At 51.6% G+C, this 25,260-nt stretch carries 28 protein-coding genes; 5 read left to right on the top strand and 23 right to left on the bottom strand.

The annotated features are described in order from the left end of the window. Positions 1-133: 133 nt before the first annotated feature. The 5 genes from GWK76_00455 to GWK76_00435 all read right to left on the bottom strand — a co-directional run bounded on the left by GWK76_00455 (position 134) and on the right by GWK76_00435 (position 5,381). A complete protein-coding gene (locus GWK76_00455) occupies positions 134-712 on the bottom strand; it encodes a uracil-DNA glycosylase (protein QHU91813.1) in 579 nt (192 codons plus the stop codon). Between the two features lie 63 nt (positions 713-775). After that, complete coding sequence (locus GWK76_00450; protein QHU91812.1) at positions 776-1,654, bottom strand: hypothetical protein; 879 nt, start codon at positions 1,652-1,654, stop codon at positions 776-778. 60 nt (positions 1,655-1,714) lie between these two features. Further along, positions 1,715-3,832, bottom strand: a complete 2,118-nt coding sequence (gene pnp / locus GWK76_00445) for a polyribonucleotide nucleotidyltransferase (protein ID QHU91811.1) — start codon at positions 3,830-3,832, stop codon at positions 1,715-1,717. A gap of 127 nt (positions 3,833-3,959) precedes the next feature. Continuing rightward, entirely contained in the window at positions 3,960-4,754 is a 795-nt protein-coding gene (locus GWK76_00440; protein QHU91810.1) for a hypothetical protein, read from the bottom strand. Positions 4,755-4,763: 9 nt separating this feature from the next. Next, positions 4,764-5,381 carry a hypothetical protein gene (locus GWK76_00435; GenBank protein QHU91809.1) on the bottom strand — a complete coding sequence of 206 codons (618 nt, stop codon included), beginning with the start codon at positions 5,379-5,381 and terminating at the stop codon, positions 4,764-4,766. Between the two features lie 122 nt (positions 5,382-5,503). Here GWK76_00435 and GWK76_00430 point away from each other — a divergent pair, with 122 nt between their 5' ends. Beyond that, entirely contained in the window at positions 5,504-6,097 is a 594-nt protein-coding gene (locus tag GWK76_00430; GenBank protein ID QHU91808.1) for a sortase, read from the top strand. Between the two features lie 59 nt (positions 6,098-6,156). On the opposite strand, the gene rpsO is transcribed toward GWK76_00430, so the two are convergent. From rpsO to GWK76_00410, 4 genes are read right to left on the bottom strand one after another with little or no spacing between them, the layout of a single operon-like run. Continuing rightward, a complete protein-coding gene (rpsO, locus tag GWK76_00425) occupies positions 6,157-6,423 on the bottom strand; it encodes a 30S ribosomal protein S15 (protein ID QHU91807.1) in 267 nt (88 codons plus the stop codon). Positions 6,424-6,475: 52 nt separating this feature from the next. Next, complete coding sequence (locus GWK76_00420) at positions 6,476-6,970, bottom strand: prepilin-type N-terminal cleavage/methylation domain-containing protein (protein QHU91806.1); 495 nt, start codon at positions 6,968-6,970, stop codon at positions 6,476-6,478. A gap of 17 nt (positions 6,971-6,987) precedes the next feature. Then, complete coding sequence (truB, locus tag GWK76_00415) at positions 6,988-7,644, bottom strand: tRNA pseudouridine(55) synthase TruB (GenBank protein QHU91805.1); 657 nt, start codon at positions 7,642-7,644, stop codon at positions 6,988-6,990. A gap of 3 nt (positions 7,645-7,647) precedes the next feature. After that, complete coding sequence (locus tag GWK76_00410) at positions 7,648-9,417, bottom strand: hypothetical protein (protein QHU91804.1); 1,770 nt, start codon at positions 9,415-9,417, stop codon at positions 7,648-7,650. 170 nt (positions 9,418-9,587) lie between these two features. Between GWK76_00410 and rpsT the strand changes: the two genes are divergently transcribed. Next, the gene (gene rpsT / locus GWK76_00405; GenBank protein ID QHU91803.1) at positions 9,588-9,941 is read left to right on the top strand and encodes a 30S ribosomal protein S20; all 354 of its coding nucleotides are present in this window, start codon (positions 9,588-9,590) and stop codon (positions 9,939-9,941) included. 64 nt (positions 9,942-10,005) lie between these two features. On the opposite strand, the gene GWK76_00400 is transcribed toward rpsT, so the two are convergent. The 7 genes from GWK76_00400 to GWK76_00370 all read right to left on the bottom strand — a co-directional run bounded on the left by GWK76_00400 (position 10,006) and on the right by GWK76_00370 (position 17,036). Continuing rightward, positions 10,006-10,863, bottom strand: coding sequence for a hypothetical protein (locus GWK76_00400; protein ID QHU91802.1), 858 nt, complete (start codon positions 10,861-10,863; stop codon positions 10,006-10,008). Positions 10,864-10,959: 96 nt separating this feature from the next. Beyond that, positions 10,960-11,871: a hypothetical protein gene (locus tag GWK76_00395; GenBank protein QHU91801.1), complete on the bottom strand. Its 912-nt coding sequence runs from the start codon at positions 11,869-11,871 to the stop codon at positions 10,960-10,962. A gap of 51 nt (positions 11,872-11,922) precedes the next feature. Then, positions 11,923-12,615, bottom strand: coding sequence for a hypothetical protein (locus tag GWK76_00390; protein QHU91800.1), 693 nt, complete (start codon positions 12,613-12,615; stop codon positions 11,923-11,925). An 11-nt stretch (positions 12,616-12,626) separates the two neighbouring features. Continuing rightward, a complete protein-coding gene (locus tag GWK76_00385) occupies positions 12,627-12,794 on the bottom strand; it encodes a hypothetical protein (protein QHU91799.1) in 168 nt (55 codons plus the stop codon). Between the two features lie 26 nt (positions 12,795-12,820). Next, positions 12,821-13,798 (bottom strand): bifunctional DNA-formamidopyrimidine glycosylase/DNA-(apurinic or apyrimidinic site) lyase, encoded by a 978-nt coding sequence (gene mutM / locus GWK76_00380; GenBank protein QHU91798.1) that lies wholly within the window; start codon positions 13,796-13,798, stop codon positions 12,821-12,823. A 9-nt stretch (positions 13,799-13,807) separates the two neighbouring features. Continuing rightward, positions 13,808-14,455 carry a hypothetical protein gene (locus GWK76_00375; GenBank protein QHU91797.1) on the bottom strand — a complete coding sequence of 216 codons (648 nt, stop codon included), beginning with the start codon at positions 14,453-14,455 and terminating at the stop codon, positions 13,808-13,810. 46 nt (positions 14,456-14,501) lie between these two features. Beyond that, positions 14,502-17,036 carry a hypothetical protein gene (locus tag GWK76_00370; GenBank protein ID QHU91796.1) on the bottom strand — a complete coding sequence of 845 codons (2,535 nt, stop codon included), beginning with the start codon at positions 17,034-17,036 and terminating at the stop codon, positions 14,502-14,504. Between the two features lie 34 nt (positions 17,037-17,070). On the opposite strand from GWK76_00370, the gene GWK76_00365 reads away from it, so the two are divergent. Continuing rightward, on the top strand, positions 17,071-17,658 hold the full coding sequence (locus GWK76_00365) for an AAA family ATPase (GenBank protein ID QHU91795.1): 588 nt from the start codon (positions 17,071-17,073) through the stop codon (positions 17,656-17,658). A 61-nt stretch (positions 17,659-17,719) separates the two neighbouring features. On the opposite strand, the gene rpoD is transcribed toward GWK76_00365, so the two are convergent. Further along, positions 17,720-18,685, bottom strand: a complete 966-nt coding sequence (rpoD, locus tag GWK76_00360; protein ID QHU91794.1) for an RNA polymerase sigma factor RpoD — start codon at positions 18,683-18,685, stop codon at positions 17,720-17,722. Further along, positions 18,682-20,415 carry a DNA primase gene (locus GWK76_00355; GenBank protein QHU91793.1) on the bottom strand — a complete coding sequence of 578 codons (1,734 nt, stop codon included), beginning with the start codon at positions 20,413-20,415 and terminating at the stop codon, positions 18,682-18,684. Before GWK76_00355 ends, rpoD begins: the two co-directional genes overlap by 4 nt. A 54-nt stretch (positions 20,416-20,469) precedes the next feature. Between GWK76_00355 and GWK76_00350 the strand changes: the two genes are divergently transcribed. Continuing rightward, positions 20,470-21,090 (top strand): hypothetical protein, encoded by a 621-nt coding sequence (locus tag GWK76_00350; GenBank protein ID QHU91792.1) that lies wholly within the window; start codon positions 20,470-20,472, stop codon positions 21,088-21,090. 71 nt (positions 21,091-21,161) lie between these two features. Here GWK76_00350 and GWK76_00345 read toward each other — a convergent pair whose 3' ends face one another. The 3 genes from GWK76_00345 to GWK76_00335 form a co-directional block, all read right to left on the bottom strand. Further along, on the bottom strand, positions 21,162-21,497 hold the full coding sequence (locus GWK76_00345) for an MmcQ/YjbR family DNA-binding protein (GenBank protein ID QHU91791.1): 336 nt from the start codon (positions 21,495-21,497) through the stop codon (positions 21,162-21,164). A 15-nt stretch (positions 21,498-21,512) separates the two neighbouring features. Continuing rightward, positions 21,513-22,226, bottom strand: a complete 714-nt coding sequence (locus tag GWK76_00340; GenBank protein QHU91790.1) for a hypothetical protein — start codon at positions 22,224-22,226, stop codon at positions 21,513-21,515. 86 nt (positions 22,227-22,312) lie between these two features. Continuing rightward, positions 22,313-22,867, bottom strand: a complete 555-nt coding sequence (locus GWK76_00335; protein ID QHU91789.1) for an oligoribonuclease — start codon at positions 22,865-22,867, stop codon at positions 22,313-22,315. 43 nt (positions 22,868-22,910) lie between these two features. Between GWK76_00335 and pyrH the strand changes: the two genes are divergently transcribed. Further along, positions 22,911-23,615, top strand: coding sequence for a UMP kinase (pyrH, locus tag GWK76_00330; GenBank protein ID QHU91788.1), 705 nt, complete (start codon positions 22,911-22,913; stop codon positions 23,613-23,615). A 112-nt stretch (positions 23,616-23,727) separates the two neighbouring features. Here pyrH and GWK76_00325 read toward each other — a convergent pair whose 3' ends face one another. Further along, entirely contained in the window at positions 23,728-24,162 is a 435-nt protein-coding gene (locus tag GWK76_00325; protein ID QHU91787.1) for a hypothetical protein, read from the bottom strand. A 46-nt stretch (positions 24,163-24,208) separates the two neighbouring features. Further along, on the bottom strand, positions 24,209-25,252 hold the full coding sequence (locus tag GWK76_00320; protein QHU91786.1) for a hypothetical protein: 1,044 nt from the start codon (positions 25,250-25,252) through the stop codon (positions 24,209-24,211). Positions 25,253-25,260: the final 8 nt, after the last annotated feature.

The raw sequence follows: 25,260 nt of genomic DNA, 5'->3' as shown, positions 1-25,260 counted from the left end.
CTCCTTTTATAAAAATAAATACCTTGCAAAATTAGAATGACAGGCGATAGACATGGGGGCAACGTACGACAAATCTATCCCCTAACAATTGCGTTCATTATAGCACGGGGTGCCAGCTCTTGTCAAAAATAGCTCAGGCGCTCGCCTGGACGGCCAATTGCGCCGCCCGCACAAAATCGTCAATTAACGTCTGCCGCAACGCCCCGTTATATAGCGCCGCTGCCGGATGATACAGCGGAATCACCAAGAACTTCAAACCGTTGAACTGTGCCCAGCGCGGATTGCCATGATCACGCGAGATCGCCAAGTCAGGAATAAATGCCATGCCGCTATGCCGACCCAGTGTGATGACTACCTTTGGTTGAATAATTTGCAATTGGCGCATCAAATACGGCCAAAAAGCGCGCTTCTCCTCCGGCAGCGGGTCACGATTGTTTGGCGGCCGATATTTAACGATATTGGTGATATAGACATCTTGACGACGTAACTGGGCTGCGGCTAACATCTCGTCAAGAAATGTACCAGCTGCCCCAACGAATGGTTTGCCCTGAAGATCTTCGTTTTTTCCTGGCGCTTCACCGATAAATACAATGTCTGCGTCAGCCCGACCATCACCTATCACCAGCTGCGTCGCCTGCAGCGCCAAGTCATGACAAATATCACCAGCGATAATCTCTGCCGCCAAAACCTCCAGTTGCGCTGCCTCATCCATATTTCTATTATACAAAACACCTCGTCACTATGCGAGGTGTTTTGCTTGATGCTGAGGCGAAAATTACTTTTCAGCTTTTTCTTTCACTAAGTTGATGAATTCTCGCTCGTGTTTCTGTAGGTTTGACTCTTGAATCTTTTTAGCAAAGCCGGCCAGTGGATTTGAGCTACCCGACGGTAGACGCGGTACCCGAGTAGTGTAGTCTTTATTAGCGCGTGCCACGAAGTAATCACCCAGCAACTTGTAATACTCTTTCATTTGCTTGCCAAAGTCCTGTGCTTCTTTCTGTTCTGATTTGGCAACGTTATCGAGCAGCTTATAGCAGTCGCTCATCTTTTCATCGTAGAGCTTCTTTACTTCGTCTCCTGACTTACCGACATAGCCGAAGAAGCTTGGTGTGCACTTCTTAGAAAAGTCCTTCATATCTCCTATCAGACTGGCAATGGCAAGCAAATTCGGGCGTACTTTTTCGTAGGCAGTCTTGTATTCACCGAAAGATTTTTTGGTCTCCTCGTTGCGCATAATCTTTGATGCATCAAGTTTTTTCATCATTGTATCAGCACGCTCCACCGCCTCTTCAATCAGCTTCTTTGCGTTATCAGCATTCGACGACTTGAGTGCCGAGTTGAGGCTGTTGCCGTCAAACTCTTTCATGGCCTTAGCAGCTTCTTGGTAATCAGCCTTTGATGGCCCACCAAGGAATATAACTGCCAACACGATACCAACGACAATGACTATCAAACCAATTGAGCCACCGATGATACCCCATAGCGCACCCTTGCTCAAGCCCTTTTTGGGCTGCATTGGCACACCCTGCTGCAGCGGCTGCTGCGATTGTGGAGCCGATGGTACTGGCTGTGGTACTACTGGAGCAGCCTGCTCATTTGCTGCTGGCGGTGTTGCTGTCGGTTGTGGTACGTTTTTATTATTCTTATCGTCCATAATCCCCCTCAATTAGTCTTATATTCTCCTATTGTAGCGTACTTTGCTAAAAAGCAAAAGTTACAACCCGATCATCGTCAAGTTAATCTTACCGCGCTCATCAATACCAGTGATTTTCACGCGAACGGTTTGTCCTTCCTTGACCACATCAGTCACCTTAGCCACGCGATGATCGGCCAGCTTCGAGATATGCACCATCCCGTCAACTCCCGGCAGAATATTCACGAAGGCTCCGAAATCTTTGATACTGACCACCTTGCCCTCATAGATTTTGCCAACTTCCGGCTCCTCAACCAGGCTCTTGATCCAATTGAGAGCTTTCTCGATCGATTCGCCATTCGGGCTGGCGATGGTGATCAAGCCGTCTTCCTTAATATCAACCTCGGCGCCAGTCTCGCTGGTGATCTTGTTAATCACCTCGCCGCCCTTGCCAATGACCGCGCCGATTTTATCTGGGTCAATTTTTAGCTTTTCAATCCGCGGCGCGTATGGGCTGAGTGCTTCGCGCGGCGCTGGCAAAATACTTAGCATATGGTCAAGGATAAATGCCCGGCCAGCCTTACTCTGCTCAATCGCTTGGCGCAGCACTGCCACCGGCAAACCATGCACCTTCATATCCATCTGCAGCGCCGTGATGCCCTTGGCTGTACCAGTCACCTTGAAGTCCATGTCACCGGCAAAGTCCTCGGCATCGGCAATATCGCTCAATACGTACGGTATATCACCGTCCATCATCAGACCCATGGCGATACCGCTAACTGGTGCCGAGAGAGGCACGCCAGCATCCATCAACGCCAGACAGCTCGAACAGGTCGCTGCCATCGACGTCGAACCGTTCTGGCTCATAATTTCGGTAACGCTGCGAATGGCGTACGGGAAGTCTTCTTCGCTCGGCAACACCGGCGTCAAGGCTCGCTCCGCCAAGTAGCCGTGGCCAATCTCGCGGCGGCCCGGGCTACCCATCCGCTTAACCTCACCAACCGTATAACCTGGCGCATTGTAATGATGCATGTAGCGCCGTTCGCCGTCGTTGACCTCCATGGTATCAACCAGCTGCGCGTAACTCAGCGGTGCCAAGGTCACGATATTCATGCCCTGCGTCACCCCGCGAGTAAACAAGCTCGAACCGTGCGCTCGCGGCAGCAAGCCAACCTCTGAGCTGAGCGGGCGGATTTCCGTCAAGGCACGGCCATCTGGGCGCTTCCCTTCCTCAACGATACCGCGGCGCACATCTTTGTGTAGCGCCAATGTGAACGCCTCATCATAATCATTGCGAACTTCACTATATTCTTCTTCGTCTATGCCAAGTTTTTTGGCCATCGCTTCATGAAATTCAGCGCAAATATTGCTAATCATTTCGTTGCGCTCCGGATATGGTCGGCGAATTTTCTCGCCCAGCTTGCCATCAACCCACGCATCAGCCGTCTGCTGAATTGCTTCATCAGGTAAAACTAATTCATATTCTTGTGCGGCTGGCGCCACTTTGGCTGCCAACTCTCGCTGCACCTGAATCGCTGGCTGCATCATCTGGTGCGCCCACACCATCGCATCGACGATCACCTCTTCTGACACCTCCCGAGCGCCGGCCTCCACCATGGTGATACCACTCTCGATACCAGCCACCACCAGATCCAAATCAGATTGCTCACGCTCCTCCGGCGTCAAAAAGGCCTTAAACTCGCCGTTCACACGACCCACCCGCAGGCCCGCCACCGGCCCGTCAAACGGCGTGCCGGTCAGCATCAAGGCACTCGACGCTGCAATCATCGCCACCACGTCCGGGCGGAAATCCGGATCCATGCTTAAGACTGTCGCCACTACTTGCACTTCTTGGCGGTAGCCCTTTGGAAACAGCGGCCGAATCGGACGGTCGATCAACCGGCCGATCAGCACCGCCTCGTCGCTCGGCCGACCCTCGCGCTTAATAAACCGCGAGCCAGAAATTTTACCCGCCGCATAAAACCGCTCTTCATAATCAATCGACAGCGGGAAATAATCTAGCTGCACCGGCCGGCTGCCCACCTGAGCACTGCCCAAAACCACCGTATCGCCGTAACGCACCAGCACACTACCGGTCGTCCGGAAGCCGACCCGGTTGACCTCCAGCGTCAACGGCCGCCCGCATAATTCCGTCGTAACCGAAAAAATCTCCTTACCACTTGGATTAATAATTGCCATAGATCCTCTCTTTCTCGCAAAGACAGTAACAGGTGTATGCATGCTGGTTTACTATCAACACACCACACATCCATCACCGTCTGCGGGTTATATTCGCACTTTCTATTATATCACAGGGCCGCATACTTTATAGGAAGCCGGCCCGACCAAACGCATCCCGAACCGCAGCGAGCTGCTCACTTACTCGGTCCAAAACCTTTGGCGTTGGTAACAACACCTCCGGTGAGCTACCGCCAGCCGCACCAATGACTTGTTGTATCACATTAAAACTCTCCATTCCCGGCAGCATAGCAGTCCACTCATACGGCTGCTCACTAGTTGGCGCTGTCGGTTGCCTCTGAGATACTGGCACAAAGGATAGCATCAGCTCTTCCGGATCAATTTCATACAGTATATCCCGAAAGGCACGTTCTGTCGGTAACCCTCGCCTCGATACTCCCCAAACCGCCATCAGCTCAGCAATCTTAGCTTCGGGCTTACCTGCCAACAATTCAAACGCGACGGCTACGCGCACCCTACTATCATCACCCAAATCCGAAGAGACTCCCGTGCCTATCACTGCTCGCTCAGAATGACCGGCCTTACGAAGTAGCGCACCCCCCGTCATAAAACCACGCCTACCTCCGTCTCGAGAGACAGATACCGACGTGGGCGGTGGCAATATCGGCGGTATCTCACTCGTAAACACGGGCGCCTCCTCAATACATTGCCGAAACATATCACGGGCTTGGCCATATATCTCATACGCCCAATCAAGATCAAGCTTTGAAGCATTCGTCTCTACCGATAGTATCCGTTGACTTTCATCGCCACAGTTCATAAGTAACCCACCAGCTATAGCCGCCGCTGTCCCAACCGCACCACATAATAGACCGCGCCGACTTATTGGACTCTTTTTTTCCGATTGTTCATGACTCGTCATATGAAGCTCCTACAGACATAAATAAGCATGTGCGCTCGGACACCCAGCCCCAGCAGCATCTTGTTGAGTAACCGTATGTAGTGCCAGCACATAGAGCATAAACATTGCCTCCTTAAGATCGGTAAGGTGCTCTTCACCAGCTGCTGACTCCAGGGTAGCAAGTTTGTGGCTATCAATATTGGTATCCTCAAATAACATCCCAAACAACTGCTGAACCGATGTGAGGAGTTCTCCTCCTGTTTCTTTAAGCAGTTTTCGCGGCGGTTTATTTAGGACCGTTGGCCCCAATAAGTCATCCTCAAACATTTTATCCGGAAAGAAGTACTGCCAAAAATTATTAACAAATTTACTCGGCAGTTTTTCAGACGTATCAGAGCCGTCTTGCGACGGATTTGCTCGCGACGGATCCATGCCGTTTTTCCAAAAATCATCTGCATTCGTAAACCTTGGGCTATGGTCATCAGCGCTCGGCTCTTCCAACTTCTCAAGATGCAGCGGGCCATCACTTAATCGTCCCCCGTCCGGACTAAGCTGCTTCTTAACAGCAGCCACAACTTCACCAATCTTTGTCGCTTGTTCAGCCGCATCTGGCGGTAATTTATCAGCCCGCGGTGCGTATTCGTTCATACTCTGTAATTTAGCATAAAAACTATAAAAAGTCAATTTAATACCCCTAAATAGATCAACTCACTCCGGTAAGGCAACAACCCATACTGCCAGAAAAACCCGCTCATGCTACAATATAACAAGTGAAGCAGATACCCCACGCCAAAAACCGCCGCCGATGGCTCGGTATGAGTCTGGCCATCCTCATGCTCGCTGGTGGCGGCTACACACTCATCACGGCGCTTAGTCCATTCTTTCGCGCCCAGCTCATTAACCCAACGCGCAACCAAACCACCCAGCTTCTCGCCGCTACGCCAGAAACCAACATCACCGAGAATCGTCTCTACATCCCCAAAATTGACATTAACGTGCCGTACGCTACTGGCGGCGCCGAAATTATGGAGCGGGGTGCCTGGTGGCGCCAACCAGAGAATGGCGATCCAGTTGATGGCGGTAATTTTGTCTTGTCGGCCCACCGATTTATCATGGGCCTGACACCGCAGCAAACCATCCAAAAATCACCATTCTACAACATTGATAAGTTGCGCACTGGTGATGAAATAATCATTGATTACCGCGGCAAGCGCTATACCTATGTCATATCCCGGCTATTTGACGTCAAGCCGGATGCCGTTCACATCGAAAGCCGAACCAACAAACCACAGCTTACCCTCTATTCATGCACCCTCGGCGGCGCGGCTGACGGCCGGACGGTTTTTGTAGCTACGCCACGTTAAATCAAAATACCCACCTCGTGATATATCAAGGTGGATATCCGTACAACTACCCGGCGCGACTATTTACGCAGACCCAGGGCAGCCACAACCGCTTTATAACTCTCAAAATCAGTTCGCTCCAGGTATCTGAGCAGGCGCTTACGCTTGCCAACCATCTGGATTAAGCCACGACGTGCCATGAAGTCGTGCTTATTCGCCTTCAGGTGCTTGGTGACCTCTTTGATACGAGCCGTCAAGATCGACACCTGCGCCTGCGGGCTGCCAACGTCGTCCTTGCTGACCTGAGTCAAAGCAATTGCTTTCGCTTTATCGTCTTTGCTAATCATAGCCTCGTCATTATACCAATGCTACGCTAAAAACGCAAATCAACCGCATTTACTAAAAGGTCTGCACGTAGTTATAGGCTGGTCTACCCGTAGTCGGCACAGCTGCACCCGGAATGTTGCAGGTCGCCTTGACCGCGTTAACTTGAGCCGACTCCTGCGGCTTGGCAGAATTAAGGGCCGCAAATACCGCAATACCTGTTATCTTACCAGAGGTATCTTTGCACGGATACCAGACAAAAATATCATCCGGACCAGACGCGTTCTTGCTGCTGACGCCCTCGCGATACCCCGGCTGGATATACTGCGGCACAAGCGAGTCAACACTATTCGCACTATTGAACGTCCCCTGTCCTGACGGCAGCGTTCGTCTCTGCGTTTCATATACCTGCAGCGCGTCCCCGGCGATCTTGACGATGGAACGAATCTTAGTATCAGTAGCATCCTGGTGCACGCCTGAATATGACACAATACCGATGGTCGCCAAAATCGCGATCACGACCATCACAATTAATAACTCAACGATTGTAAAACCTGTCTGCCTACCCATAATTTGATAATAGCACTTCAAGACAAAATCCCAAAATCCGCTAATGGTTTTGCCTGGGCAACGTCATATTCAGCGATAGCCTGGCGGCGCAGCTGGTGACAATAGGCCCCCGTTCCCAGTTTTTGACCAATGTCAACCGCTAGGCTCCGAATGTACGTACCGCTCGAAACATGCGCTCGAATCACCAGGCGAGGATACGCATAGGTGACAAGCTCCAAGGCATAGATCGACACGGTGCGCTCCGGCATATCGACTAGCTGACCCTGACGCGCCAGCTGATAGGCCCGGCGGCCATTGATCTTGATGGCGCTAAACACTGGCGGTCGTTGTTTGATTTCACCCACCAATGTACCGAGTACCGCTTCAACCTCACTGCGAGATGGCTGCCGCGTCGACACGCGAGTCAGTTCACCCTCAGGATCACCAGTCGTCGATACCTCGCCAAGCATGATTTCTGCTTCATACCACTTATCGAGCTTGGTAAAGGTATCGGCCTCGCGACACTTCTTGCCCGTCACAATAATCATCAGTCCCGTAGCAAACGGATCGAGCGTACCAGTATGGCCAACTTTCACTTTCTTGCCCGCCGCCTGGCTGAGCACTCGCCGCAGCCGCGCTACCACGCCGAAACTGGTCATGCCAGCCGGCTTATCAATGAGCAACACCTCGTCCATGGGCTATTTTTGCCCCGGGATCTGGAACTGGGACGGATTAAAGGTGCGCGGCTGTGTAGAGGCGGACGGTGCTGAAGGCGATGTGTTCAACGCTGGTAGCCCCCCGTCTGCAGCACCGACCGGAGCTGGTGGCAGCGGTGGCAAACCTGATCCTGAGAAGTCAGAGAAATCAGGCAGCGGTGGCAGGCCATGCATTACATTAGACTCAATATCAGCGAGCGTAGCCGGAGCAGACGACACTGTCGGTAGCGGCGAAGATGAAACTACCGGAGCGGGCGAAGCCGCAGATTCAAGCGGCGGTGCAGCAGCCAGCGCCTCGGTAATTGCCGCGCGGGCGTCGCGCTCAGAATCTGGTAGCGATGGCAGCGAGGTAGATTGAGTCTGCTTGTCAGCCAGCGCCTGCGTCTCCTCTTTTAGCGCGGCAATGACCGCTTCGTCTTTATTGGTGGTCGCAAACGGGTCAACGCTCGGCGGTTCATCAGACTTCCCCATGGCGGCATTCAACGGCGATTCGCCGAGGGCCGGCCGCGACGCACCGACGTAGGTGCCGTGATGCAAGATAGTCTTGTTTTGATCAGTGTCAAGATCGCGGCGCTTATCCTCAGCCGCCCGCTCCGTCGTTGCGTTCAACGTTCCACCTAGTAGTGGCGTGGCCGTTTCTGGCTCAGCCGACACCGACGCACTGATTGGTTGCGATGTCGATGGCGCACTGCTCCGTCCGCTCGTCACTGACGCCGCTCGAAGGCGATCAAGCTGCGCCGTAGCCACACGAGCCGCTGCATCCTGCTCTTCGGCCCGAGTCTGCTTGGCCACATCATCAAGGCTACCCCGCCGCTCATGGCTGATTGACAACGCGCCATCATCTCTTTTTGACTCAGCCGGCTTTGAGCGTTTTCCCCGCTCGACCTTAAAATTAGCACCATCCTGGCCGTCATTATCGTGCATCTCATCATCAGCTGCATCGGCCGCTTGCTTTGATTGCTCTAGCTCTGAGTGCTCCTCGGCTTTAATCGCCTGCCCCTCGGCCAACTTAGTAGCAATCAATTGCTGGTTCGCGCCAACCGCCATCAGCTCTGCCGCCAACGTCATCACCCGCGACGAGGTTAGGTTATTACTGAACCGCTCCGTCGCCGCCACAACACCGGTCAGCAGTGCTGTTGCGATCTGCTCATCCATGGTCACTTTCGGTGTTCGTAACTCATCAATCAGGTCAACCAGCATCTCGCTCACGCCTGATGCCTTATCATCATGCCAATCAACCGTCCCGAGACTACTCCTCACCATACCAGCAGTCACCGTCGACACCACCGCATCATGCAAAATCTTGCCATGGGCCGTCAGCGCCTTGTCGAGATGATCCTGACTCTCAACATTAAGCGCAAGCACCAGTTCAATGTTATAATCGCCCTGCGAAAACTCTAGATCAGCCTCGGTAATTGTCGCCCGGTACGGCGTGATAAAAATCTTCACCGCATCATCAACCACCTTGTAGCGCAGATGGTCGGCTTTTTCCTTATCAAGCGCGATGATAAAATCACGCAGGCTGTCCGCCGTGGCCTCAAACGTCTCATCCGGCTCGAGGAACGAAATCGCCGGCGGGACTTTGCCACTAAAAACAGCCGTGGCGTGCTTGCCCAGTTTATTGAGGAAAATTGTCAGCCCCAACGCTGCCGATAGCTCGTCCACCGATGGATCAGCGCTTACCGTCACCAAGATATTAGTCACATCTTTGATGCTCTGAATGATCTGCTGCTTTTGTGACTGGCTCGCCATTGTTGTGTCCCTGTTTATTTTTGTTTATACCGTTGAGTCACATTATACATAAGCATTTCAGGAAAGTCAATAGATTATCGTCAATGCGAGCCACTCTTTACTTTTATTGGGTTTTTCTGTATAATCCATCCTTGATTAGCGAAACAAATTTATAGAGGTAAAGGAAATCTATGCCAATCATCAAATCCGCCATCAAACGGGCAAAACAAACCCTAAAACGCCGCGAGCGCAATATCGGTATCAAGCGCGACATCAAGTCAGCTGTCAAGGCCTTCATGGCCGAGCCAAGCGCCACAACACTGGCCACTGCTCACAGTGAGCTTGACACCGCTGTTAAGAAGAACTTGCTGAAGAAAAACACTGCCGCTCGGCGCAAGAGTGCCCTCTCAGCTATCGCCAAAAAAGCCGGCGTTAAGCTTGAAGCGACCAAAAAGCCAGCAGCCAAAGCCCCAGCAAAGACGGCGGCAAAAACCACGGCGAAATCAACCACCGCAAAAAAACCAGCTGCCAAAGAAGCTAAATAGCCATTCAGTTTGCATCAATAATTACTCCCGTCGACTGGCGGGAGTAATTTACAATTTGTGAGCCCTAGTACCGAGAAAGTCTAGTGCTTGTTCGCGGGCCAAGATCCTCCTTTATTCTATGGAACAAGTCATCCATATTAACTCGCTCCAACAGAACCCCTTGTGGCAAGCCCTTATCTACCTCGAGCGTTGTTATCATCCGAGTTACGAGCTGTGGGTAATAATTGTCCGTCTCACAAAAAACTCCACGAATCACATGCTCTTTTTTCCCTATAACCAGCTTTACCGCATCATAAAGACTTTCATCAGCAATTCTCAGTGTTTGCTCCTGTAGCTCATCAATGTCAGACACTCGCCCTGAGTTAAGTCGCATTTGTTGATATATCTGACTCTGCGGAGAGTCTGGGTGATAAACATAATTAAAATGAACGGATGCCACGGCCATTTTGTCAAAAAATTCCTTAGGAAGCCCGTTTCCCATCATACTTTCATACAAATACTGAGTTTTATAACCGTCACCACGTGGACCTCTTGAGCCAATTGGCGGTGCAGCCCTTCCCTCTGCCCATGTATCATAGTTATCCTTGATCTCCCCGGCAATCTCATGCAATTCTTCGGGTCTTGTTTCATTTAACCTTATATCTATATCTGCTGCTAATGAGCTCAGGTGTTTGTCAGATAGTTGCATACGTTTAGTCTCCTCAAATATCTGAACGAGATGAGGACACTCTTCACCAACATACTTTGCCATCTCGGCGATCACTAACGCAGGCTCATTGTCAATAGCTTCTCGGCTAATCTCTGTTTCTTTTCTAGCCATTTTCTCCTCGAGTCCCAGCTCCATCCATTGCTTTTGCCGTTCGTCTAAAGACTGTTGTTTATCAGACCCCTGCGTATCAAGCTCCGTATCTTTGAAGACCATGGCTAATTCCTTTTTACCTTTCTAGTAAACTAATAGTAGTTTGCGTTGTACTATACCATACTTATTTTGTCAAGTGTATAAACAGCTTATATTGACTTAGTGATCTCTTCTAATCACACCAGCCAGCGCTACCTCAACCAACAACCACGGCGACACGCGGGTTGTCTTCATATGTTCATCAGCCTGCGCCAAGGCAGAATTAATTACCGCAAGTTGCGCCGGTTTCATCCGCGCTGCATACGGTGCTACCTTTCGCAGTGCATACGGATGGGCCGCAAAATCACGAGCCACCACCCCCGTGTCACCGCCAGATAGCACCAGCGCGTTCAGCTGCACCAATTGTGAAACTAACAGCCCCAGCGTCTGGTACGCCCCATCATCACCACTCTCTGCCTCGAGATAGGCAATGATTGCGCGCACTTTTCCCCGGTCGCCATCCAGCATTGCCGCAAACAACTCAAACGCACTTTCAGCCGGAGCCAGCGGCACCAGTGCATCGATTAGCTCATCATTCAATTCACCGGCCAACGCCAACTGCTGCAACACCAGATCAAGTCGCAGTTGATCAAACCCCAGCCGATCGATCAACGTTGTTGCCTGTGCCGCTGTCAACACTGCCCCATGCACCTTGGCTCGCTCAATACACCACGCACTTAGCTGCGGCTTTTGACGTTCAGTGAAATGAGCGCATTTCCTTACCTCGGCATGGCTTTGCAGCCACTTATACGTCTTTGTGCGCTTGTCGAGTTTTGTCTCCACAAGGACAACCGTGGTCGCCGCGCCGCTGAGTAGCTCCGGCAAATCACGCCACAGGGTCACATTCTGACTCGCATCAGTAATGACCACCGCCTGCTCTAGCGTGAACAGGCTCTGCCCCATCACTACCTCAGAGATCCCAGCCGCCGTCAGTTCTTCACCATCGCACCGCACTACCTCCATATCACCAACCAGCGCCGCAAGCGCCGCCCGTTTCTCAAACTCGTTGTCGCCATAAAAGAGATATATCACGACTTAATTATACCAAATACCCCCTTAAGCCATGCCTTTCGGTATACTGACTTATTCTTCCGCGTTATTCGGCTTTTGCATAATCTCTTTATATGCAGCTATCAACGTAGTTATTTGCTCATTAGATAAACCATTACGCTGCAATTTCTCTATGCAGTATGCGTATTCCCCGCCACTAGCCTGATCAGTCATCTCTTTCATAGCAAGGCCAGCAATATCATACGCTACCAATGCTGTTTGCACCGCAGAAAGCCCACCGCCAGTTTCCATAAATATGCGGTCATAAAACTCACGAGATTTCTCATATGGATCGCCTGTTTTATTAGCAGCAGCCTGAGCATCCATTACCCGCTCCACCTGTTCTGGTGAAACATCCTCACCACCAAGTGCTTCATTGAGAAAACCAAACCAAGGCGAGCGGGACGTCTCATCAAGCACCAGCAGATGGTCTGCGATCATGTCTGTTTTATCGGTGCCATCCATCACGCGTTGAGAACCCTGCTCAGGTGACGCACACATTATCACAAATATTTCACCCGCAATACGCTTTGCAAGGTAAACCCGTAGCTGAAAATCAATCGCCGCAGCCAGTGCTAACTTATCACCTCGACACTCATCAAGAGCTGAAATATCTAGCTTGCTAAAATCACCGTTTTCTACATCTTGTCGGTAGACCTCAAAGACAGCATCCTCTCTTTTGGACGACTCTTCATCACTCAATCCCAGCTGATAAATTGTGTTCACGCCATGCCTAATCAACATGTCGTTAATCTGTGAATAACGTCAGAAATACGCTCTGATTTCTCTACGAGGGCCGCCAGTTCAGCATCCACGTCATCTGGATCGCCCAATATCTCCGAGCACTCCCAATCCGACTCTTTACCAAATTGACCATTGCGTGGTGGTTGATCTATTCCTGCCATATTCCTGTAGCATACACTATAAACCACTATTTGTCAAATATCGGTGGCTTCTGGCACACCGGACAAATATGTGTGCCGCGGCCGCCAACTTTTAGCTTGATAATTTCTTGGTCGGGGTGGCGATGGCAAGCCTGGCCTTCGCGGCGAAACACACGAGCAAATGTCAGATAATTGCCTTTCTGGCCCTCAGCATCAACATAATTTTTATCCGTCGAGCCGCCCTGGTCAATACTGAGCTGCAAGATGCGCCGCAACTCATTAAATAATGTATTCAACTGCTGATCATTAACCTTTTTTACCCGCGTTTGCGGATGAATCTGTGCTGCCCACAGCGCCTCGTCCGCATAAATATTACCAACGCCTGCGATCACCGTCTGGTCAAGAAAAGCCGGCTTGATCATCGAATTCTGGCGGCGGCGAATCCGCTGGATGAAATCCTCGGCGCGTGTATTGGGATCAAGCGGCTCCGGCCCAACTTTTTGCATGAACGGCAGGTTTTTCACTTCGTCAGTCGGCAGCAATTTTACCCAGCCAAACTTGCGCTGATCATTAAAAAACAGCCGCGACCCGTCCACAAAATCAATCTGCACCCGCGTCGACCGATCCGGCAGCTCGCCGATTAAGCTATCGTTCGGATGGCCGCCAGCGAAGTCGTCGATCTCGCGAGCGGTATCCGCAGAAAAATTGTGGGCAACTTTACGTGGGCCCCGAGATTTTTTTGGGGATACCCGAGCGCCATGGCGAGAGCGTTGGCGAAACACCAACTGCCCCGTCATCTTCAAATGCACCACCAGCGAATAGCGCGTATCCAAATCAATCATCAGCACCTTTGCCCGCCGCCGCACCGCCGTCACGCGCGCGCCATACAAAAATTGTTCGACATCAGCCGGCGCATTCGGAAAACTCTTCGGCGAGTCAAACACTGCCACTCGCGCCACCACTCGGCCCGGCAGTAACTCTGCCAACCCGCGGCGAACCGTCTCGACTTCGGGAAGTTCCGGCATAAGACGCTCCTAAAACTTGAACAGCGTATCCCGCTGGTACAGCCCGATAGAGGTGGCCATTTTGCTACCGTCAGGGATTTGCTTGATAAACATATCGACGATTTCCTCGACATTAGCAACGGCTGATCCCTTGGAGCCGCCACAATCTGACGTCCATAGTGCCTTGATCGCTGTTCCATTCATCAACAATTCAAATTTATACACCTTGCCCGTCGCACAAATACCGCGCAGGTCATTCTGCTCATCGCTCAGTTGCCGGCCCTCCATCATCTTGCGCTTATCCAGTGCGTACACCAATTCTTCATAAGCCTTGGCGTTATTATTCAGCTGCTTGGTGTTCAGCTGCTTCTCGACATAGCCTTCATACGTCGTCATCACCCGCGACGACGGCGCAATAGTTATTTGATACGAACGGAATTTCTCATTAGCGACAATCGGGCCACGCACTGTCAGTCTGACCGCTCGGCTCTCGTCGGTTTGTAGCAAGTCGCTTTTTTTCTGCTCGGTCGTCTCCTGCTGCTGTTTTTGCTCGTCGCCACCAAATATCGACCGGCTGATACTGATAATCGCGACGATTGTCACGATGGTGATGATAATGACTAGTAAAATCGGCACAAACCGAGAAAAGGAATTAAAAGAATTATACGTACGCCTCATGGGTTGATTATACCATATTCTGTCAGTTTTGCACTCACCGCCCCGGCTACACCTCGTCCCAGTGCAACCCCACGCCGACATCAACTTTTAGCGCAATCGGTAGTTCCGGACAAATGCCTTCCATTTCTCTGCGCATGATTTCGCCGACTTGCTCGGCGTCTTCCGGCGCGCATTCCACCAAAATCGAATCATGAACCTGCAGAACCGGCTCGGCCAGCCCAGCCAACTTGTCCTCCAGCCGAATCATCGCCAGCTTCATCAAATCCGCTTCCGTTCCCTGAATCGGCATGTTCATCGCCGCCCGCTCCGCCGCTGAACGCACCATAAAGTTGCTCGACTTAACGTCGGGCGTTGGTCGGCGCCGACCAAAATAGGTCTCGACAAAACCTCGTTCACGCGCTTGAACTAAAATTGTGTCCAAATACTGGCGGATTGGCTGGCGTACCGCAAAATAGTGTTCAATAAACTGTTTCGCCTCAGTAAAGGTCATGCCGGTAGCTGCCGCCAAGCCGTGCGGACTCATGCCGTACAGCACACCAAAGTTGATCACCTTGGCCGCGCGCCGCTGCAATTTTGTCACCTCAGCCATTGGCACGCCGTAGGTCTCGGCCGCCGTCTTGGTATGAATATCCACGTCGCTATTAAAATCATCAATCAGCTGCTCATCACCCGCCAACACCGCCGCCAGCCGCAGCTCAAATTGTGAATAATCCACACCAACAAACACCTTGCCCTGACTGGGCACAAACGCCTGACGAATCTTCCGGCCCAGTTCTGTGCGCACCGGAATATTCTGTAGGTTGGGATTGGTACTACTCAACCGCCCGGTGCTGGTGACGTCTTGATTAAAGGTGGTGTGAATCCGACCGTCCTCGGCCACCAATTTCGGCAGCGCTTCAATGTAGGTACTGATCAATTTAGTCAGCTCCCGATACCGCTCAATCAGCTCAATGATCGGGTGTCGCCCGCGCAGCTTATCCAGCTCTTTCTGCCCCGTCGAATAGCCGGTTTTACCTTTTTTGATACCGGTCGTCGGCAGCTGAAGTTTGGTAAATAACACCTCAGACAGCTGTGCCGGGCTGGCGGCATTGAATTCACGCCCAGCCATCGTATACATTTGTTGTTCAAGCTGGCTCACCTCCGCCCTCAGCTCCTCACCCATCTGTTCAAGGAGCGCCGTGTCCAGCTTCATGCCGCGCTTTTCCATCTGAAACAGCGGCCAAATCACTGGAAAATCAAACTCGTGAAGCACCCTGGCAATCTGCTGATGCGTCGCCATATAATCCTGCTGCTGGCGGTAAATCTGACGAAGCCGCGCCAACTGCCGCAACGCGGAATTATCCTCAGAAAAATCGCCCGCCAGCGCCGCTAAACGACGGTCGCGCCTCAGTGGATCAATCAAAAACGCCGCCTGCCCAATATCCCAGACCTCGTGAAACCGCACCGTCACACCGTGAGCGTCCAGCGCATGATACAGCTCCTTGACATCCGCCGCGATCACCACGCCCTGCGCCAACAGCTGCCAAACCGACCAGCCAATTTCACTAACCTTCGCTCGCCACGCCACGTCAGGCTTGGAATTAATATAGACTATGTCCGGCTCCGATGGATCAATATAGATAATATTTTCTGTCTCAAACAGTGGCTCAGTCGGCAGATTTTCGACGCGCGGCAATTCCAACTCCGCCGTCTCCACTGCCTCATCCGCCGCCTGCATTGTCTTTGGCAGCCGCCCAATCAGCGAATGAAACTCCAATTTCCGCAAAATCTCCGCCACCCGCGCAAAGTCGCAGTCGTTAACATCCGCCACCTCCCAATCCAGCTCCACTGGCGCATCCGTCCACAGCTCCGCCACTTGCTTGGTCAAATATGCCGACTCGCGACCATTTTCCAGCTTTGTCCGTAGAGCGCCTGTTTGCTCATCTACATGCGCATACACGCCGTCCAGCGTGTCATACGCTTGCAATAATTTCACTGCTGTCTTTTCACCAACGCCCGGCACGCCCGGCAAATTGTCGCTGGAATCGCCCTTCAGCGCCTTCAAATCCAAAAACTGATCCGTCCGAATGCCATATTTTTGTTCAAAATATTCCGCGGTAAATTCCTCGATATTCCTCAGGCCATTTTTCATGGCGTAGACTTTGGTGAGGGGCGACACCAATTGCAGCGCATCCAAATCCGACGTCAGCAGACAGGTTTGCACGCCGCGCGCTTCCGCTTGCCTGGCAAACGCACCCATGATATCGTCCGCCTCATAGTCATCCAACTCATACAGCGGCCAGCCAAAGGCATCCAAAAGTTCCATCAAAATCGGAATTTGCTGATAAAAATCATCGGGCGCTGGCTTGCGACCCGCCTTGTACTCTGGGTATAATTCCCGCCGCTTACGGATGTTAGTGCCGCGCTTGTCCCACGCCACCGCCACATAATCCGGCTCCAATTTCTTGATCAGCTCAATTGCCAAACTCACAAATCCATACACGCCGCCAGTCGGCGTACCGTCCGCCGTACTGAGACCTGGCATGGCATAATACCCTCGGTAAAACACTGATTTTCCGTCGATGACCGCCAAACGCTTCATATACTCAGTATAGCAAATTTGCTATACTAACAACATGACACAACCACATGCAAACATTATCGCCCTCGTCGGTCTGGCTGGTAGCGGCAAAAGTTCGGCGGTCGAATATTTCACCAAAAAGGGTATTCCGAAAATCTATTTTGGCGGCATCATCTACAAGGCCATGGAAGAAGCTGGCATTGAACCAACGTGGGACAATCAGCAAAAATTCCGCGAGGAAATTCGCCGACGCGAAGGCAAAGATTTCGTGGTCAAGCGCGTCGTTAAATCCGCACATGACTTGATTGACGCTGGCCAAAAACTGATCGTCCTGGACGGCTTGTATACCTGGAGTGAATATAAAATTCTCAAGCACGAATTCCCTGGCCAAATGTCCGTCATCGCCGTTGTCACGCCAAAACACCTGCGTTATCAACGTATGGCCAAACGCCCTGAGCGACCGATGCAACCACGCGAAGTTGACCAACGCGATTGGTCGGAAATTGAAAACCTGGAAAAAGGCGGACCAATTGCCATCGCCGATTATTTTGTGATGAACGACCACGGACTGGACGAGCTATACGCGCAGTTAGAAGCCGTCACTCACCACGAACATTTTTGTAAGGCGCCTGAGCAGTGCTGAGTCACAACGCATCAAAAAGGCCAGACATATCCGCCTGGCCTTTTTATTATCGCCCGTCAATCTAGCTCAAATACTCATATAACTTTTTAGCGTCTTTGTGCTTCCGTAGCTTCGCCAAAGCCTTCGCTTCAATCTGGCGAATTCGTTCGCGCGTCACAGCAAATTGCTGGCCGACTTCCTCGAGCGTATGGCTTTTGCCGCCATTGTCCAGCCCAAACCGCATGCGCACAATCTTTTGCTCGCGATCAGACAGACTCGACAGCACCTCAGCCACCTTTTCCTTCAGCAGCTGATTGGTCGCTGATTCTTCTGGCGAAATCGTATCTTCATCCTCGATGAAATCACCCAACACTGAATCTTCCTCATCACCATCACGCCCAATGCCAGCATCCAAACTCGACGTCTCTTGCCGAATTTTATTGATATATTCAATCTTTTCTGGCTCCATGTCCATTTCCTTGGACAATTCTTCCATCGTCGGCTCGCGGTTCAGCTCCTGGGTAAGCCGTCGCTGCGTCCGCACCAGCTTGTTAATCGTCTCGATCATGTGCACGGGAATGCGAATCGTCCGCGCCTGATCAGCGATCGCCCGGGTAATCGCCTGGCGAATCCACCACGTCGCGTAGGTCGAAAACTTAAAGCCCTTGTCCGGATCAAACTTCTCCACGGCGCGCAGCAAGCCAGTATTGCCCTCCTGGATCAAGTCCAGAAAATCCAACCCACGGCCCGAATACCGCTTGGCAATCGACACCACCAAACGCATGTTCGCCTCAGCCATCTTGTCCTTAGCCTTCTTATCGCCCTCGATGATTCGCCGCGCCAGCTCCATTTCCTCATCCGAACTTAACAGCGGTATCTTACCGATCTCACGCAAATACAACCGCACCGAATCGTCCGAAATATCATCCAGATACTGGCCAGCGTTCAACGCCTCGAGATCTTCTATCTCCTCGTCATCATGTACCGCCGTCAAATCTGGCTCGAGTGGATCGTCATTGGTCGGGGTGTATTGCTGGTCGTTGTTCACGCATTCTCCTTAATCAGTGCGTTCAGCTGCTGCCGCAAGGTGCGCGCCCGCGCCTCATCGCTGAGCTCCTCAGCCTCACGCAAATTGTCTAATAATTGTTGTTTTTTTGTGTCGCGGTGTTTACGTATCAATTGCTTTACCAAACGCGCCATTTCACTGTCCAGAGCCTCCGGCTCCCAGTCCATGTAGCGGCGTTCACTTTTTAACTGTACTATTTTCACATACTGCTCAAATTTTTGCAAGGGACAGGGTAATTTTTCTACGTCAAGTAGCGGCTCAGCCTGCAGCGACGTCACCACTGCTCGAGCTGGCTCGTCCAAGCTTGCCGCCTCGAGCGCCCCAACCCAGCGCCGCGTCGACGGCTGACTAAGCGCTAGACCGACGATGATGTCCGCTAATTCGTCACGAGGTTTACTTGGAGTCGCCTTTTCAATCTTTGGTTTTTTGAGCTGAGCGGGCGGCGTTGATCTCTCAGCGCCAAGCTTTGCCCGCAAGGCCGCGAGACTAGCGCCAGTTTCTTTAGAAATCACCGCCAAATAATGCTCTTGCTCCACTGGATCTTTTAAGCCGCGCACAATTCTCAGCGCGGTTGTTGAAAATCGCCGCTTGCCTTCGGCCGTCGCCAAATCTTCCATCCCGGCATGCCGAGCAATTACCCAATCCACCGCCGGCTGCGCCCGCTCAACCGCCAGCTGCCATAATGCCGCATCCTTTTGGATCAATTCGTCTGGATCTTTCACACCATCCGGCAAGCTCACCACCTCTAATTCCACACCAATTTCTTGCGCCAAATTGATCGCCCGCTCTGTTGCGCTCACGCCCGCCTGGTCGCCATCAAACGCCACACGAATCCGCCCCGCCAGCCGGCTCAGCGCCTTCAGATGCTGTAGGGTCATCGCCGTACCTGCCGTCGCCACCACGTTTTTGACGCCAGCTTGGTGGCTGCTAACTACGTCCAAATTCCCCTCGACGATCACCGCCGCGTCACTTTTACGAATCGCCTCTTTCGCCTGATACAGCCCAAAAATGTGGCGCGATTTATCAAATAGCAGTGTCTGCGGCGTGTTCAGATACTTTGGCGCCCTGGGGTCATCACGAATAATTCGCCCTGTAAAGCCGACCACCTCGCCACTGCTATCGCTCAAGGCCACCATCATCCGCCCCCGAAACAAGTCGCCGCCAAACCGATTAACCAGCCCCGCATCAGCCAGTTCCCGGCGCGAAAATCCCCGCTTCTCCAGCGCTTTCGTCAGCGCATCGCCCTGATCTGGCGCATAACCGATGATAAAATCGCCGATCGTCTGCCGATTCAGCCGCCGTTTTTTCACCGCGTATTCTCGTGCTGCCGAATTTTTCACCAAATTTTGCTGATAGAAATTCGCGGCCAATTTCAGCGCCTCCCCTGCCCGCGCCCGCCGCTTGGCCGTGCGCCCATCACCACCAGAAAACAAACTCAAATCCACGCCTGCCTTGCGCGCCAAATGTTCCAACGCCTGCCGGAAATCCATCCCCTCCACCAGCATCACGAACGTAAAAATATCGCCTCCCTTGCCCGAAGAAAAATCATGCCAAATCTGCTTTTCTGGACTGACCATAAAACTCGGCGTCCGCTCATCAGTGAATGGACTCAGTCCCTTCAAATTACGACCCGCCCGCTTCAGCTGAACATATTCGCCGATCACGTCCTCGATATTTAGCCGCGCCCGCACTTCTTCCTTGGCATCTTGCATGGTTTTTATTATATCACTCTTTACCTCTGTTGTTGTTTATGCTTTAATGGGTATATGCAGCCACACGATGACTATGACGTGCCAACCGGTATTGATTATCTCAATCAGATTTCTGCACCACCAGCGCCGCAGGGCTTTGATAAAAAGTCAAAAATTATCTTGCTCGTTCTCGGCATCATTGGACTACTCGGCCTGGCCTTTATCATCAACGCCACCCAAAACGCCTCCCGCGGCCCTTCATTAAATAACCTCATTGCTCGTCTACAAAAACTCCAAACCGTCTCCGAGAAATTTACTTCCCGCCTCAAATCCAGCCAGCTCCAAGACGCTAATAGCTCGCTCACAGCCGTACTCACCACTGCCAATAAGTCCATCGAGACGCCGGCCGCCGCCCAGAACATCGACGTCAAAAAAGACCTCAAAAACATCACCGCGCTCGACCCACCGACAAAACTCGAGGAAAAATTTGAGGAGGCCTATCTCAATGCCGACCTCGACAACACCTATGCCTACACCATGAATACCGAACTGGCTGATACGCTCTTGATGATGAATCGTATCAAAGAGGGTTCGCGCAGCAAAAGCACAATTGACTTTCTTGAGAAAACCATTTCCGACCTCACCAACGTACGCAAGCAGCTCATGGCGATCACCGGTGATTCGGACAAGTCATAACCACGCACGATGCGGCACAAGTCGGTCGGAGCAGCACTATTTCTCCCGGCACTCAGTTTATGCTGTTTTACTCACTCCGCCACCAGCTGATAACTTAGCCGCACCAAATCAAAAATTTCTTCATCACTCAATTGCCCCGAGCAAATGATGGTATTCCAATGCTTCTTATTCAGATGATACCCCGGCAGCACCGTCTCGTACTTCTCGCGGAGATTCTCAGCCAGTAGTGGGTCGCACTTCAGACTAACCCTGAGCGGCTTCGAGCCCTCAGCCACCAGGGCTACCATCTTCCCTGCGCCGTCATTATTCTTACCAAACTTATACACCGCAACATCCTCGCCAAACGGATAATCCAGCCACACACCGGGCAAACTCAGGATAAACTCTTCAAATTGTTTATGGGTCATGCTCTCAGTATACAATCACAATGTCTTGAGAGCAATTTTCTCAGCCATGCCCCGCGTCGCGCCAAATCGGCTCGCAGCATTTACCGCCACGGCCGCCATACCACGAAGCGCCGCTCGTGTTCGCGCCCTGAGAACATCTCGCCCAGTCAAGCCCTTTTGTTGATCCCGCTCTGATTGCCGAGCCAATCGAATTGCCCGGCCCGCCAGCGCCAAGCCTCGCTGCTTGTCACCCACTAGACTTTCAACCATACCCCAGCGGGATGCCATATTTATCTCGTACTGGTCAGCGTCCTCTTCTTTAGAAAGCTGGTTTACTTTTGCCATGTCCTGCTCGGCCTGCCGCGTCATGAGCCGCGCCTTGTCCGCCAACGCTTCATCCCGACCCTCCGCTAACAGATACGCCTTTAAAGCAAACACACCAACATACGATGCCGTGGCTGACCGCTCGCGTAGCGTCTCAATCCCGGGGTCATTGTTAGTTGCTATATCATGGATGTCATATGCCTGATCGATATAGTTAAGCGCCGCGTCAGTTCGGCCCAAACGATCACTTACGGCGGCCATATTGCGGTACACCTCCCCTAGTAGTGACTCGTTACCCTCACCATGCAGCTCCTCCATTATCAGCGCTTTCTCGCCAAGCCGCACAGCCTCATCAAAATGACCGCGCGAAATCTCATTCGTTAGCCCGGTCATATATTGCTGTAACTCAGAACTTACTGCATGCATTTTCCAACTCCTTTTCTCAGGAGATTATCAGATAAGTACACTCTTGTCAAATAACTCAGCAGCCGTGAATATGCCGACTGGTAAACCTAGCTTTTCACCTTCTTCAAATAATATTGTAATTCTTGAATACTACCGCGGATGTCCTCCAGCGCTCGATGATCCTCTGGCTTAGCGAACTTTTTGCCGTATTTGCCCTCAAACACCACTTTCCAGGCACTGACATCTAGCATCCGGTAGTGGAGGCGTTTCGAAAATTTCTTGAACCAATGGTCGATAAAGCGCCGGTCTTGATGAATTGAATTGCCCGCCAATAAAATTGGTGCATCATCAAAATACTCATCCAGAAATGCCAAGATATCGCGCTCGAGCTGCGCCTTGGTTGTCTTGGTGGCTTTGTTTTGCGCCATCAACTGCTCACGCGCAGCCGCACCATCGCCATACCAAAATGATTTATTCTTATCAAATCGTGCTTGCATTTTCTTGCTACACCAGTGCGCTGCACCCTCAAAATGAGCAATTTCCGTAAACCCCCAGTCGGTCACAATCATCGCCACCTCAATCGGAAAATCCTCCACCGGATCTAGCCCGGTCATTTCCATATCCAGCCATAAAATTCGTTGTGGCTTGAATTTCGCTTTCATGTTTCTATTTTACCACTTCCTTGCAGCATGCTACACTAAAGTTATGGCAAAACGTATCCTTCTCAAATTATCCGGCGAGCAGCTCCAGGGCGAGTTCGCCAGCGGCTTCGATCCTAAGCGGGCTCGTTGGATCGCCGAACAAATCAAACCGGCCTTGAGCAGCGGCGCCGAAGTCGTCATCATGGTCGGCGGCGGCAATTACGTCCGCGGCAACCAAATCATGGGGCATGGCATCCAGCCTGTCTCAGCCCACAATATCGGCATGCTCTCTACTCTAATGAACGCCATCGCTCTAGCCGATGTATTCAACGACGCTGACCTACCGACCCGCGCCCTGTCCACCGTCGAGATTAATCAATTCATCGACCAATACACCTTCCGCCGCGCCCTTAGTCATATCAAGAAGGGCCGCATCGTCATCGTTGCCTGCGGCACTGGCCGGCCCTTCCTGACTACCGACACCGCCGCTCTCAACCTCGCCCTCGAGATGCAGTGCGACGTTGTGATCAAAACGACGAAAGTCGACGGTGTATACGACAAAGACCCAGCTAAATTCCCTGACGCCGTTAAATTTGACCATCTTAACTACGACCAAATCCTCACCAATCCTGACATCACTGTTATGGACAAGGCCGCCATTGGACTGGCCGCCGAGGAGAACAAACCGGTCATCATCTGCGACCTGCTCACCGACGGCAACATCGCCCGGGCCGCTCGCGGCGAGACGGTCGGCACACTAATTTCCTAGCCCACTAAGCACCATACTCTCGCGCTAGGAGCGGTACGCCTTGTTCTAGCATAAACCGTTTCATATAAAAATCCGCCGTCATTTATCCGGCGGATCTGTTTTTAAGGCCCAATTAGTCTTTTTTCTTGTCTAATTTATCCAGCTTCAAGAAGTGAATAATCGCATACACCACAAAGGCCACCGCCAACAAAGTGATGAGCGAGCTAACAAACGCGCCGTACAGAAACTCACCCTTACGACCGGCAATTTCAACAGAGAATGATGCCGCCTGCAGACCTTCCTGCGAGCCGACAATCAACTGCACCAGCGGGTCGATGAACGCCGTCACTAATTTCTTGACGGTATCGCCAGCCGCTGTACCGATTGCCAGACCGACAGCCAGGCCAACCACACCCTGCTCGCGAATAAACGTCATGAAACCACCGCCATGACCTTTGACTGCTGCTGCCTTTTCTTTCAGTGCCGCCACGCTTGGTTTTTTCACAATTGATTTCTTAGTAGTCGTCTGTTTAGTAGTCGCCTTCTTGGCTACTTTTTTCTCTGCCATAAAAACTCCTTTATGTTAAGTAGTACCTTGATTGTAGCATAAAACTTTACAAATTATCTAAAAGTTTTATGGCTGCAGCAAGCTTGCCGTTGCGCAGGCTATTTGGCGGTTTCGCCTCATATAGTGCAATGGCTTCTTGGGCAAGTCTCTTGTCGCCCTTCTGTTTGGCAATTTTTCGCATGACATCTGGCAAAAATAGCTTATTTTTCGATTTGTCGTCTGGAACCAAGCTCTCGTCCACCATAGTCGCCAAATCAATTGCTTCGTCATATTTTCCCGCCGATATTAGCCGACGGCACAACTCATCAACTTCTTTCAGGCCATTTCGCGAATCAACATCAAGATATATCCCTGATAATTCTGACAGCTCTTCACTTGCTGCTTCAATGTCGCCCGACCCCGCTCGTCGGGCAGCATTATACTGCTGAATCAACAACATACGCCCCGGTACTGAGGGTAATGTTAAGAACTGTAATATCCGATTTCGGGGCTTATATTCGTGAGATTGTGCCGCATCAATAGCATCAAATGACAGCCATGGCCTTGAGCTCATAAACTTTTGCCTATCAATCGACGGCGGTAGTCGTTTCAAGAGTTCCTCTGAAAAAAACGCATTCACTGCCCGCAACTCACCCATCGCCAACTGGTCAAGCGGGTTGGGCGCACCGCTGCCAATTACGCCAGTCATATCACAGCACAACTCCTCCGTCGCTACATCCAGCAAAAAAGCTCGCTCACTGCTCCGATCAAATAGTGTCACCATGGCGTGCTGATTCGCATAACTGACAAAATGCTCAATGCCGAGCTGCTCCAGACATTCTGAGGCAATAATGACATGGCCAAAACAGTTTGTAGCCTCACGATTGGCAACTTCAACTGCATTGAGTAGCGGTGAATCAGCCGAAGTCGGAGCAAAATCCACCGTTTGTCGCACCACCTGTGCTATATTAACTGCCGCCTTCGTTGCAGCATCATACGTCTGCGGAGACTGTTCATACACCACACGAATCAACTTCAGCTGCTGCGAGTCTAATAAAAGTTCACGTCGTAGTCCTGGCTCAGCCTTAACTAATTGCCGTTTAGGCGTCATCAAATTAG

The organism is Candidatus Saccharibacteria bacterium oral taxon 488 (assembly GCA_010202465.1).
In the GTDB taxonomy this organism is placed as follows: domain Bacteria; phylum Patescibacteriota; class Saccharimonadia; order Saccharimonadales; family Saccharimonadaceae; genus Nanosynbacter.
Note: the sequence above shows the minus strand (reverse complement) of the source record. Positions and strands in the feature narration are given on the sequence as shown.

Excerpts from the sequence above, each read along its gene's own strand:
- GWK76_00340 (QHU91790.1), bottom strand. The coding sequence starts at position 22,226 with ATGCATGCAGTAAGTTCTGAGTTACAGCAATATATGACCGGGCTAACG.
- GWK76_00410 (QHU91804.1), bottom strand. The coding sequence starts at position 9,417 with ATGGCGAGCCAGTCACAAAAGCAGCAGATCATTCAGAGCATCAAAGAT.
- GWK76_00385 (QHU91799.1), bottom strand. The coding sequence starts at position 12,794 with ATGGCAGGAATAGATCAACCACCACGCAATGGTCAATTTGGTAAAGAG.
- GWK76_00335 (QHU91789.1), bottom strand. The coding sequence starts at position 22,867 with ATGAAAGCGAAATTCAAGCCACAACGAATTTTATGGCTGGATATGGAA.
- GWK76_00345 (QHU91791.1), bottom strand. The coding sequence starts at position 21,497 with ATGACCCATAAACAATTTGAAGAGTTTATCCTGAGTTTGCCCGGTGTG.
- GWK76_00370 (QHU91796.1), bottom strand. The coding sequence starts at position 17,036 with ATGAAGCGTTTGGCGGTCATCGACGGAAAATCAGTGTTTTACCGAGGG.
- GWK76_00455 (QHU91813.1), bottom strand. The coding sequence starts at position 712 with ATGGATGAGGCAGCGCAACTGGAGGTTTTGGCGGCAGAGATTATCGCT.
- GWK76_00435 (QHU91809.1), bottom strand. The coding sequence starts at position 5,381 with ATGAACGAATACGCACCGCGGGCTGATAAATTACCGCCAGATGCGGCT.
- GWK76_00440 (QHU91810.1), bottom strand. The coding sequence starts at position 4,754 with ATGACGAGTCATGAACAATCGGAAAAAAAGAGTCCAATAAGTCGGCGC.
- GWK76_00375 (QHU91797.1), bottom strand. The coding sequence starts at position 14,455 with ATGAGGCGTACGTATAATTCTTTTAATTCCTTTTCTCGGTTTGTGCCG.
- GWK76_00420 (QHU91806.1), bottom strand. The coding sequence starts at position 6,970 with ATGGGTAGGCAGACAGGTTTTACAATCGTTGAGTTATTAATTGTGATG.
- GWK76_00450 (QHU91812.1), bottom strand. The coding sequence starts at position 1,654 with ATGGACGATAAGAATAATAAAAACGTACCACAACCGACAGCAACACCG.
- GWK76_00350 (QHU91792.1), top strand. The coding sequence starts at position 20,470 with ATGCAGCCACACGATGACTATGACGTGCCAACCGGTATTGATTATCTC.
- GWK76_00400 (QHU91802.1), bottom strand. The coding sequence starts at position 10,863 with ATGGTCTTCAAAGATACGGAGCTTGATACGCAGGGGTCTGATAAACAA.
- GWK76_00325 (QHU91787.1), bottom strand. The coding sequence starts at position 24,162 with ATGGCAGAGAAAAAAGTAGCCAAGAAGGCGACTACTAAACAGACGACT.
- mutM (QHU91798.1), bottom strand. The coding sequence starts at position 13,798 with ATGCCGGAACTTCCCGAAGTCGAGACGGTTCGCCGCGGGTTGGCAGAG.
- pyrH (QHU91788.1), top strand. The coding sequence starts at position 22,911 with ATGGCAAAACGTATCCTTCTCAAATTATCCGGCGAGCAGCTCCAGGGC.
- GWK76_00320 (QHU91786.1), bottom strand. The coding sequence starts at position 25,252 with ATGACGCCTAAACGGCAATTAGTTAAGGCTGAGCCAGGACTACGACGT.
- GWK76_00355 (QHU91793.1), bottom strand. The coding sequence starts at position 20,415 with ATGCAAGATGCCAAGGAAGAAGTGCGGGCGCGGCTAAATATCGAGGAC.
- rpsO (QHU91807.1), bottom strand. The coding sequence starts at position 6,423 with ATGATTAGCAAAGACGATAAAGCGAAAGCAATTGCTTTGACTCAGGTC.
- truB (QHU91805.1), bottom strand. The coding sequence starts at position 7,644 with ATGGACGAGGTGTTGCTCATTGATAAGCCGGCTGGCATGACCAGTTTC.
- pnp (QHU91811.1), bottom strand. The coding sequence starts at position 3,832 with ATGGCAATTATTAATCCAAGTGGTAAGGAGATTTTTTCGGTTACGACG.
- GWK76_00365 (QHU91795.1), top strand. The coding sequence starts at position 17,071 with ATGACACAACCACATGCAAACATTATCGCCCTCGTCGGTCTGGCTGGT.
- rpsT (QHU91803.1), top strand. The coding sequence starts at position 9,588 with ATGCCAATCATCAAATCCGCCATCAAACGGGCAAAACAAACCCTAAAA.